At 64.2% G+C, this 10,524-nt stretch carries 8 protein-coding genes; 1 reads left to right on the forward strand and 7 read right to left on the reverse strand.

The window, feature by feature from the left end; all coding sequences use genetic code 11:
* Positions 1-487: 487 nt before the first annotated feature.
* The 6 genes from EB835_RS19970 to EB835_RS20365 all read right to left on the reverse strand — a co-directional run bounded on the left by EB835_RS19970 (position 488) and on the right by EB835_RS20365 (position 6,420).
* Entirely contained in the window at positions 488-1,243 is a 756-nt protein-coding gene (locus EB835_RS19970) for an iron ABC transporter ATP-binding protein (protein WP_135811169.1), read from the reverse strand.
* Positions 1,240-2,301, reverse strand: coding sequence for an iron chelate uptake ABC transporter family permease subunit (locus EB835_RS19975; protein WP_135811170.1), 1,062 nt, complete (start codon positions 2,299-2,301; stop codon positions 1,240-1,242). The genes EB835_RS19970 and EB835_RS19975 overlap by 4 nt, the downstream gene beginning before the upstream one ends.
* A gap of 5 nt (positions 2,302-2,306) precedes the next feature.
* A complete protein-coding gene (locus tag EB835_RS19980; RefSeq protein ID WP_135811171.1) occupies positions 2,307-3,335 on the reverse strand; it encodes an ABC transporter permease in 1,029 nt (342 codons plus the stop codon).
* 96 nt (positions 3,336-3,431) lie between these two features.
* A complete protein-coding gene (locus EB835_RS19985) occupies positions 3,432-4,421 on the reverse strand; it encodes a siderophore ABC transporter substrate-binding protein (RefSeq protein ID WP_135811172.1) in 990 nt (329 codons plus the stop codon).
* A 233-nt stretch (positions 4,422-4,654) separates the two neighbouring features.
* Positions 4,655-5,677, reverse strand: coding sequence for an inositol monophosphatase family protein (locus EB835_RS19990; RefSeq protein WP_135811173.1), 1,023 nt, complete (start codon positions 5,675-5,677; stop codon positions 4,655-4,657).
* A gap of 590 nt (positions 5,678-6,267) precedes the next feature.
* Positions 6,268-6,420: a hypothetical protein gene (locus EB835_RS20365; RefSeq protein WP_168216812.1), complete on the reverse strand. Its 153-nt coding sequence runs from the start codon at positions 6,418-6,420 to the stop codon at positions 6,268-6,270.
* A 350-nt stretch (positions 6,421-6,770) separates the two neighbouring features.
* On the opposite strand from EB835_RS20365, the gene EB835_RS19995 reads away from it, so the two are divergent.
* Positions 6,771-9,902 (forward strand): FAD-binding and (Fe-S)-binding domain-containing protein, encoded by a 3,132-nt coding sequence (locus EB835_RS19995; protein WP_240688885.1) that lies wholly within the window; start codon positions 6,771-6,773, stop codon positions 9,900-9,902.
* 30 nt (positions 9,903-9,932) lie between these two features.
* On the opposite strand, the gene EB835_RS20005 is transcribed toward EB835_RS19995, so the two are convergent.
* Positions 9,933-10,322, reverse strand: coding sequence for a universal stress protein (locus EB835_RS20005; protein WP_135811174.1), 390 nt, complete (start codon positions 10,320-10,322; stop codon positions 9,933-9,935).
* Between the last annotated feature and the right edge of the window lie 202 nt (positions 10,323-10,524).

The following is a 10,524-nucleotide window of genomic DNA, read 5'->3' on the forward strand; positions in this document are numbered from 1 at the left end:
TATCAGGCGGGAGGAGGAACTGCTGGTCACGATCGACCGGACGGTAGTTCTTAGCCATAGTCCATTGTCTCAAAAACGGCAATGGACCCTGTTGACAAACACGCCCAATCAATTCGGCAACAGGCTCCGCGTCCTGATGACATGAACGCGATGTGGTTTGCAGAACCCGGCAGGCAACAGACGCGCCACTCGGCCGCCGCTTCACTCCGCTACAGGCGGCAGACAGTCGGCGAAACGTCCTTCGGCCACCGCCCCTGCAGCCTCGGGCTTCGTCACCAGCAATCTTTGTGACGCCCTGCAGCCTCGGACTTGATCACCAGCATTCCTTGCAACGCCCTACTGCATCAAGGGTCGACGACCGCCAACCGCATTGGCCGCCCCTGATCAGTGGAGCCGCAGCACACACCTCATCTGCGACTCAGTGGCCGCAGTGCACGCCTCACCTGCGGCTCAGTAGCCGCAGCGTCAGCCACAGCGCCCGAGACGCTCAGTAGTACACGGCCAGCCGGCCGCGCGGGCCGTCGATTACCTCGACCGGGGTGTCGAACACCCTGGACAGCACCTCGGCGGTCATGATCTCCTCCGGGGTGCCGAACTCGACGACCGAGCCCTTCTTCACCGCGCAGATGTGATCGGCGTAGTGACTGGCGAAGTTGATGTCGTGGAGGACGATGACGATGGTCCGCCCCATCTCGACGGCTGCCCGGCGCAGGTGCTGCATCATCTGTACCGAGTGCTTCATGTCGAGGTTGTTCAGCGGCTCGTCGAGCAGCACGTAGTCGGTGTCCTGGGCGAGCACCATCGCGACGTAGGCGCGCTGCCGCTGTCCGCCGGAGAGTTCGTCGATGTACCGCCCCTCGAGCTCGGTCAGCTCGAGGAAGTCGATGGCCTTCGACACGATCTCCTCGTCCTCGACGGTCAGGCGCCCCTTCGAGTATGGGAAGCGCCCGAACCCGACGAGCTGGCGGATCGTCAGCCGGGTGATGAAGTGGTTCTCCTGTCGCAGGATCGAGATGATCTTAGCCAGGTCCTTCGACTTCGTCGAGGTGACGTCGAAGCCCGCGACCTCGATGGTTCCTTCGTCGAGGCCGAGCAGCCGGCCGACCATCGTCAGCAGCGTCGATTTGCCCGCCCCGTTCGGCCCGACGAGGGCGGTGACTCCACCGGCGGGGATCGTCAGGTCGACAGGCCCGATGGCCACCTCGTCGCTGTAGGACTTGCGGACTGATTCGAGAGTGATCACAGGCGACCCTTCCTCATGATGACGACGAGGAACGCCCCGCCGCCGACGATTTCGATGATGATCGACACGATGCCCTCGGCGAAGAAGATGTTCTTCATCACGAAGTACGCGCCGCCGAGGACGACGAAGGAGATGAGCGCGGCCATCGGCAGGATGTACCGGTGGTCGAAGGTGTCGGCGAACTGGTAGGCGAGCATCGCGACGAGGAAGCCGAGGAAGATCATCGGCCCGATCATCGACACGGACACGGCCATGAGGATCGAGACGAAGAAGAGGACCTTGATCATCTCGACGCTGTGCTTCAGACCCAGGCTCGCGGTCGCATCCCGGCCGAGGGCGAGCACGTTGAGCCGCGAAGAACTCAGGTACAGGCCCGCGCAGGCGATGAGACACAGTGGGATCGCCACCGGCAGATAGCTCGCGTCCGAATTCGCCACGGACCCGAAAAGACGGGCGGAGAGGACGTCGAATTCGCTCGGCGTCAGGGTCCGCTGCATGAACGTCGCGATCGATCCCAGTCCCCCGCCGATGACGACGCCGATGAGCAGCATGATCGCGACGTTGCCGTAGCGGCCCGAGAGCAGCCATCCGTAGAGAGCCAATGAGAGCCCGGCCATGAGCACGAGCTGCACGACGAAAGGCACGAGTCCTTGGAGCTGGGAGATCGCAGTGACCCCGAAGAAGTACATCGCCGAGGTCTGGATCGCCACGTAGAGCGACTCGAATCCCATGATCGACGGGGTGATGATCCGGTTGTTCGCCACCGTCTGGAATGCCACCGTCGCGAACGCCTGGCAGAGGGCGACGACGGCGAGAACGGCGAGGTTCTCGACCCGCATCTGCGCAATCAGCCAGAACCCCTCATCCGTGATCGGCAGCGGATTGTCCCAGGCCAGCAGCCCGAGTGCGATCCCCGCCGCTGCGATGATCAGGGCGGCGAGGATTCCCCAGTACCGCCACTTCGCCTTCGCGGTGGCCAAGGATCCCGAATGCCGCCGAGGCGGCTCCTGACTGATCGTGTCACTGACGTCTGCGTAACCGTCGTTCTTTGCCTTCATCGCACTCACCCCCGCTTTCGCTGACGGAGGAGGAGGGCAACGAAGACCGCCGCACCGACGACGCCGAGGATGAGCGAGACCGGCACCTCGAAGGGCATGATGATGACCCTGCCGATCAGGTCGCAGACGGTGACGATGGCGATGCCGAGCAGGCACACCCACGGCAGGTTGCTGCGCAGATCGTCGCCGCGCAGCAGCGAGACGATATTGGGCACGATGAGGCCGAGGAACGGCAGGCTGCCGACGACGACGGTGACGATGCCGGTGGCGATGGCCACGAGGATCGTGCCGATGAGGATGATCCGGTCGTAGTTGAGGCCGACGTTCGTGGCGACGTCCTTGCCGAGGCCGGCGACGGTGAATCGGTCGGCGGTGATGAAGACGACCACGACGACGAGCGCGACGATCCACAGTGTCTCGTACTGCCCGCGCAGGATGGTGGTGAAGCTGCCGGCGAACCAGATGCCCAGCGCCTGGAGCATGTTCGTCTGCACTGCAACGAAAGTCGACACGGCGCCGACGACCGCGCCGAGCATGATGCCGACGATCGGAACGATGAGTGAGGACTTGAGCGAGACGCGGCGGAGGAAGAGGAAGAAGACGAGCGTGCCGATGAAGGCGGCGAGGATCGCGCCGATCATCCGGGCCAGGATCGTCGCGTCCGGCCAGAGGATGACGGTGAGCATGAGGCCGAGTCCGGCCCATTCCGTGGTGCCTGTGGTCGTCGGTTCGACGAAGCGGTTCTGCGTGAGCAGCTGCATGACGAGGCCGCACATGGCCATGGCAGCACCGGCGAGGACGAGGGCGATGGTGCGCGGGATGCGGGTGATCTGGAACATCTGGCCGCCGCCGTCGCCGCCGAAGATGTCGTAGACGCCGGTGAGCAGGGAGACGGTCAGGAGCAGGAGGACTCCGCCGACGCCGAGCAGCAGCTTCCAGTCGAAGAGCCGACCTTTGCCCGCCGGGGATGACGTCGCCGAGGCGGTGGTCGGGTCGTCACCCCTGCGCTCAGTTCGGGTGTCGGTGCGTGTCATGTGTCGCCTGTCGGTGCTTGTCGTCGGTTCGGTCTCACTCACGGCTCGGCGGTGGACCGGGCTGGGACCCGATCCACCGCCGAGGGGATGCGTCAGTTACTTGCCGACGGTGTCGGCGAAGTCGTTGAAGAACTCGGTGTACGTCTGGATGCCTTCGTTGAGGTATGTGTCCTCGGGGAAGTAGACGATGCTGTCGTCCTTGATCGCAGGAACGTCGGCGAGTGCTTCGGAGTCCTCGAGCACCTCGGCGGCGGGGGCGGATCCGTCCTCGCGCTCATCGGCTGGGAAGGAGGCGTCGCGATCCATGACGACCATGAGATCCGGGTTCGAGTCCGCAATGGCCTCGACTGAGACCTCGTCACCCTGGTGGTCGTCGTCGGAGCCTTCGACTTCGAGGGCGGGCTCAAGGTCGAGGATGTCGAAGACCGGACCGACGGTGCGGCCGACTGTGGGCGCCGCGTACCCGATCTGACCGGCGGAGGTGATCAGGCCCATGGTCTTCTGCTTGCCGTCGTAGGCATCTTTGGCCTTCTCGACCGATGCGTCGAAGTCGTCGACGAGCTTCTTGGCTTCGTCCTGCTTGTCGAAGATCTCGCCGAGGACGGTGGTCTGGCGCTTGAGCTCTTCCCCGAAGTCCTCACCGTCGCGGGGATCGAGTTCGAGCACGGTGGCGTCCGGTGCGTACTTCGCCAGATCGTCGTGGTACTGGGAGAACCGCTGTCCGTTGACGATGAGGTCGGGCTTGGCCTCGACGACCTTCTCGAGATCGGGTTCGCGGTGGTTGCCGAGGTCGAGGATCGAATCGTCCTTCGTGTAGTCGAGGTCCTCATCCATGAGGGACACGGCGGCGGCACTGAGCTCGATGTCCCAGTCGCTGAGCGTCTCGAAAGTCCGGTTGTCAGTGGCGACGACGGACTCCGGAGGACTGGCAACGGTCTGCTTGCCGTTGTTGTCCTCGACCTCGATCGTGCCGCCGGAACCTTCGGCGTTGGCCTGGCTCTCGTCAGAGCCGGACGAGCCGCAGCCGGCCAGCGTGAGAGCGACGACGCCTGCCAGGGCGCTCAGTTGAAGGCGAGTCGAAACCATGGGTGGTCCTACTTCCAAGTATGAACGGATGGGAGAAGCGTGTGCACACACTGGAAGTAAGCTTAGCCTAGGCTTTGAAAATAAAGTCAAAAAAGCATGACGTTATCTACGTCACATCAGATGAAGTCAGAAGTCTTCCCGGATACATCAGGTTCAGGTATCACCCCAGGTGACGACCGGTTTCCGTCACTGAGGCAGTGCGACCGCCGGCTCGGTTTCCATTGGGTTTCGTCTCAGATGGCGGCCACGAGGCGGTCAACCTCCTCCTGGGTGTCGGCTGCGGCAGTCGGACCTCCCGCGCCGCCGCGGCTGACTCTGAGCCCCGCCTCTTCGACGATGACGGCGCCGCCGGCGTAGTCGTAGATACCCAGACCGCGTTCGGCGTAGCCGTTGACTCGGCCTTCAGCGACCATGCACAGGTCGAGTGCAGCCGAGCCGCAGCGGCGGATATCGTCATAGCCTGTCATCAGGTCTTCGAGCTTGGCCAACTGCACCCCGCGATTGCTCAAGGCATAGGCGAATCCAGTGGCCAGAAGCCTTCCGGACAGTCCGGGCGGAGTGCCGCGCAGGCGCCGGGCAGGAATGGCAGAACCGCTCTCGGAATAGTCGGCCAAGCGCCCGTCGATTCGAAAGGCGCCGCGGCTCGCAGCCGCCAACCATGTGGCACCCAATCCGGGTGAAGCGACGAGTCCGATCTGCCAGTCGCCGAGCCCGAGGCCTGCGTCCTTGCCATCTCCAGCGACGCAGACACCGACGGAGAATGCGTGATGCTCGATATTGCGGACATAGTTGACGGTCCCGTCGATCGGGTCGACATGCCATTCCAGGCGTGGTCCGCCGTCCGCTCTCCCGGGGCCTGACCCCGCAGCACCGGACGCTCCGGCGCTCGCCCCTCCGTCGCCGAGCTCGACGAGTCCGCCGGTCTCCGGGTCGAAGGCGTGGAGCTTGTGCAGAAGGTCCTGCGGGAAGAACTCGACCGGGGCGAGGGCTTCCGACCCCTCTTCGCCGACCATGAGGTCGTGTGGCCTGACTCGATTGAGGTAGCCGCGAACCAGCGCCTCGATCTGCGCATCGGCGCGGGTGACGAGGTCGTTCGGTGAGGTCTTCGTGTCCACGACGCTGGCATCGAGGCTCGCGCCGAGCAGCGGCCTCCAGGCGCCCATCTGCTCCCAGGCCATGAGTGAGAGGTCAGAGGCGATGCGGATCAGAGGAAGGTCGACGATCTCAGCGGGCAGCGATTCGAGCTCGGAGTTCATACGGCCACTCTAGACAATCCGCCCCGCGCCTCGGCCAAGCGTCCGCAGGCAGAAACCCGCTCACCCACACGAAGCTGCTCCGCCTCACGACCGCTGAGCACTCAACACACAATGACGCAGCCAGTCACGAGCACCACTGACCCTCGCCCCGTGCGATCCGAATCCTGTGTAACAAGACTGCAATACGTCGACGAATATGTACTTCTTGTATCTAAGCCGCTTCGGACGGTCGAGAACTCAGGCTGCACAGTCGTTCTCGCCCATTCGGAACGCATCTGCAGTTGTCGCTGCGACACGTTCGCAACGGCAATTTCACAAATCGACGAGGAATCGGATCGCGGACGATTTCACTGCGCCGAAGAGAAATCGCTTGGGGAATTTGTTCAGTCATCGGCTCCGTTGTCTCTAGAGCGTGAATTGCGGCCACTGGCAGGCGCAATGATTCGGTCACGGAACCGTCGGAAAACGTTCATGAAACACACAAGGACGGTGATCCGTATCGATTTCGGATCACCGCCCTGGTCTCTGTGCGGGAAGTCTGAGCACAGAGGTGGCCGTCAGATGCCCTCCCGCCCTTGCAGTACTTGGGATCAGGCGGGGTCGGCCACTCCGGTCTTCGGCTCACTGCGCTTGACCGGCCCGTGCCTGCGCACGATCTCCTGAACCGCCTGCGAGGAGGTGCCGGCCGCCTCGGCGATCGCACCGAAGGTCGCACCCTCTTCACGGGCGCGCAGAATCGCCATCACATAGTCGGTGTTGATTTTCGAACGCTGCCGTGCGACCTTTCGGACGACTCCGACTAATGCAGTCTGATCAACTGTCAATTCACGAGCTCGACGAGACATGGTTTCTTCCCTTGCATTCATGTAGTGGCCCGTTGCCACGAATTGGTGTAGTCCCATTAGATACCACGAATATGTCAAGACGCCAAGAATTCCCGGATCTGGGAACTCAGGCCACCGAATAGCACCGTTCTGAGCATGCTAGATAACGAAACGATAACGATTCTGGCGTTCTGAGAATGACTGCCGATCCGCAACTGTCCGTATGGAAGGGATCGATGTTTCGGCAACCCAAGTGGCACAATGCGGACATGACGACTATGGCCCATCCCACTGGAGCGAATCGGGCGACCGTCGACGAAGACGAGTCCCAGACAGCGCTTCCCACCACCCTCGCCGAGCAGTTCCGCACCGCCGGGGTCCGAGATTTCAGCATCGACGATACCGACCGCGCCGCATACTCCTCCGATGCCTCTCTCTTCCGGCTCGTCCCCGCAGCCATCGTCTTCCCTCACGATGAGGAAGAGGTGGCCCGAGTCCTCTCCATCGCGCGCCGCCTCGGTGTGCCCATCACCAGCCGTGGTGCGGGCACCTCCATCGCCGGCAACGCCATCGGCCGCGGCGTCGTCCTCGACTTCTCCCTCCATATGAATGCGGTCCTCGAGCTCGACCCGGAGGGGCAATCAGCTTGGGTGCAGTCCGGATGCGTCCATGCCCACCTGCAGAAACAGGCCAAACCGCACGGTCTGCGTTTCGGCCCCGATCCTTCCACTCATACCCGGTGCACGATCGGCGGGATGATCGGCAACAACGCCTGCGGCCCCCGAGCACTGGGCTACGGGCGCACGAGCGACAACGTCCTGGCGCTGAAGGTCATGCTCATCGACGGCACCGTTGTGACCCTCGACGACTCGGACGCATCCGCGACTTTCCCACGGCTGCACGAGCTCGTTGCACAGAACCTCGGAACCATCCGCACGAACTTCGGCACCTTCTCCCGCCAGGTCTCCGGCTACGGACTCGAGTCCCTCCTGCCGGAGAACGGCTTCGACGTGCGCCGAGCCTTCGCCGGCACCGAGGGCACCTGGGGTGTCGTCCTCGCCGCAAAGATGCGCCTGGTCAAGGATCCGAGCTTCACCTCGGCGGTGGTGCTCGGCTATGAGGACATGGTCGCCGCCGCCCATGACGCACCGCTGCTGGGGGACTTCCCCGTCGCCGCCTGCGAGGGCCTCGATTCGCGGATGCTCGACCGGGTCATCGACACCAAGGGCGCCGAGGCGGTCCCCCCGCTGCCCGACGGCGCGGGCTGGCTCGTCGTCGAGCTCACCGGTGAGGATGATGCCGCACTCGAACAGGAGACTCAGCGTCTCATCGCTGAATCGAAGTCGCTCGATTCCGCCGTCCTCAATCCTCAGGCGGCTGCCGATGTGTGGGCGATCCGCGCCGACGGCGCCGGTCTGGTCTCACGTACCCCCGATGGGCGCGACGCCCATGCGGGGTGGGAGGATTCCGCGGTCCCGGTGGACCACCTCGGCGAGTATCTGCATGACCTCATGGAGCTGCTCGAGGAACACGGGCTGTGGGCCATTCCCTATGGGCACTTCGGTGATGGCTGCCTGCACATGCGCGTGGATTTCCCCCTCGAGGACCCTGACGGCGGGCAGGTGATGCGCGATTTCATGGTCGCGGCGACGAAGCTCGTGGCCCGCTACGGCGGTTCGGTCTCCGGCGAACACGGGGACGGTCGGGCCCGGTCCGAGCTGCTGCGTCTCATGTACACCCCAGCGGCCCTCGATCTGTTTGCCCAGGTCAAACGGCTCTTCGACCCTCAGCATCTGCTCAACCCCGGTGTCATCGTCGACCCCGATGCCCTCGACGAGTCGGTCCGTCTGACCCAGCTGCCGCTGCGGCAGGAGCTGCCGGGAACCTTGGCGATGGCGTACGAAGGCGAGTCCGCGGGCTTCGCTTCGGCCGTTCACCGGTGCACCGGAGTCGGCAAATGTCGTGCGGACTCGGCGGCCGGAGGAGGCATCATGTGTCCCTCGTACCAGGCCACCCGCGATGAGCGGCATTCGACGCGGGGACGCGCACGGGTGCTGCAGGAGATGGTCTCCGGGGACCTGCTCGAGCCGCGGTGGGACTCCCCCGAGGTGCACGAGGCCCTCGACCTGTGCCTGTCGTGCAAGGCCTGCGGGACCGAGTGCCCGACCGGCACGGACATGTCCACGTACAAGGCCGAGGTCCTGCACCAGTCCTATCAGGGCAGGCTGCGGCCGATGAAGCACTATTCGCTCGGGTTCCTCCCGCAGCTCGCGCGCCTGATCACCCCGCTCGCGCCCGCCGTCAACCGAGTCTCAGGGCTGCCTGGTCTGACGACGCTGGCGAAGAAGATGGCCGGAATCGACGTCCGCCGGTCGATCCCGCAGTTCGCGTCCACGACGTTCAGGAAATGGTGGAACACCACCGCCGAGGCGGGGCCCCGGTCCCGCGTGAAGGCGGAGTCACGTGCGGGGTCCGCGGGGTCACGTGCGGGTTCCGCGTCACCGGCAGGGTCCGCGTCACCAGCGGGGTCATCTGCGGGGTCCGCGTCACCAGCGGGGTCATCTGCGACACCGGGATCACGTCCGCACGCCGAAGTGGTGCTGTTCGCCGATTCCTGGTCGAACCACTTCGCTCCGCGCATCCTCGCTGCGGCCGTCGCCGTACTCGAGCATGCCGGAGTGCATGTGCGGGTGATCGATCAGACCGTGTGCTGCGGACTGCCGCTGATCTCCACCGGCCAGCTCGATGCCGCGAAGGCGAATCTGTCGGAGACGATCACCGCTTTGGATGCCACCGGAGATGTGCCGATCATCGGTGTCGAACCCTCATGTTTGGCCACGCTCAAGGACGATTCGCTCAAGCTCGTCGCCGATGAGGCGTCGCACCGAGTCGCCGAACGAGTGCAGACTCTTGCCCAATACCTGCTGAGCATCGGTGCCGAATTGCCGGACCTGTCCGGAGTCGAGGCACTTGTGCAGCCGCACTGTCACCAGTCGGCGATCTTCGGCACCGCCGCGGACAGGGAGCTGCTGGCCAGAGCCGGAGCGAGCACCGAATTCCTGGGCGGCTGCTGCGGTCTGGCCGGGAACTTCGGCGTCGAAGAAGGACACTACGAGACCTCGGTCGCCGTTGCTGAGGTGGCTCTGCTGCCCGCCCTGCGCAGGCGAAGTCGAGCCACAGGTTCAGAGTCGGCACTTGATTCCGGCGCAGACGCTCCCCCGGTTGGTGCGGCAGATACTCCGCCGATCGCTTCGACGCAGTCCGGCACGGCCGACAGGCTGCAGATCGTGCTCGCCGACGGCTATTCGTGCCGCACTCAGATCACGGATCTCAGTGACGCCGACGGCGTGTCGCTGGCCGAGCTCCTCGCATGGGGATGGGAGCTGGAACTGCAGCGATAGGACGGCGGCCAGGGCTGCCTCGGCGAGGTTTCAGGCCTTTGCGGTCAGCACCGGGACCTCGGCCTCGAGGAGGATGCGCTGTGCCTGCGAACCGAGGATGAACTTCCCGATCGCCGAGCGTTTGCGCAGACCGATGACGATGAGCTGGGCCCGGTACTCCTCCGCGAGGTCGTTGAGCGTGCCGGGCAGATCGTCTTCATGATCGGGCTGGAGAACCTCGACCTCGACGTCCGATTCCTTGCCGAGGTCGATGATCCGCTTGATCTCGTCCTCACCGATCTCGGTCGGAGTTCCACTGGCACCTCGTCGCTGCGAGTTGATCACGACGGCAGCGCTCGACCGCAGCTTGGCCTCTGCGAAGCCCGCGCGCAGAGCAGCTTCACCCTCGGGAGCAGGTAGGTAGCCAATGAGAATCGTCATGGCCCCCAGTATATGGACTCTCTGATGGTTCGTTCACTTCGGGATCACGCTGCGGTCACCCCACTGCCCCTCCCCTGCTACCTGACGGCGGCTCTGCAACCTCGATCCTTCTATGTCTTGTCAAGCAGGTTGAGGAACGGTATCTAGCGCGTTGAGGATCTTGTAGACCCGACGCGCTAGATACCATTTGAGCTTGCGTCGG

The organism is Brevibacterium sp. S22, from assembly GCF_004745485.1.
Taxonomy (GTDB): domain Bacteria; phylum Actinomycetota; class Actinomycetes; order Actinomycetales; family Brevibacteriaceae; genus Brevibacterium.

Excerpts from the sequence above, each read along its gene's own strand:
- EB835_RS20005 (WP_135811174.1), bottom strand. The coding sequence starts at position 10,322 with ATGACGATTCTCATTGGCTACCTACCTGCTCCCGAGGGTGAAGCTGCT.
- EB835_RS20365 (WP_168216812.1), bottom strand. The coding sequence starts at position 6,420 with ATGGCGATTCTGCGCGCCCGTGAAGAGGGTGCGACCTTCGGTGCGATC.
- EB835_RS19995 (WP_240688885.1), top strand. The coding sequence starts at position 6,771 with ATGACGACTATGGCCCATCCCACTGGAGCGAATCGGGCGACCGTCGAC.
- EB835_RS19975 (WP_135811170.1), bottom strand. The coding sequence starts at position 2,301 with ATGAAGGCAAAGAACGACGGTTACGCAGACGTCAGTGACACGATCAGT.
- EB835_RS19985 (WP_135811172.1), bottom strand. The coding sequence starts at position 4,421 with ATGGTTTCGACTCGCCTTCAACTGAGCGCCCTGGCAGGCGTCGTCGCT.
- EB835_RS19990 (WP_135811173.1), bottom strand. The coding sequence starts at position 5,677 with ATGAACTCCGAGCTCGAATCGCTGCCCGCTGAGATCGTCGACCTTCCT.
- EB835_RS19980 (WP_135811171.1), bottom strand. The coding sequence starts at position 3,335 with ATGACACGCACCGACACCCGAACTGAGCGCAGGGGTGACGACCCGACC.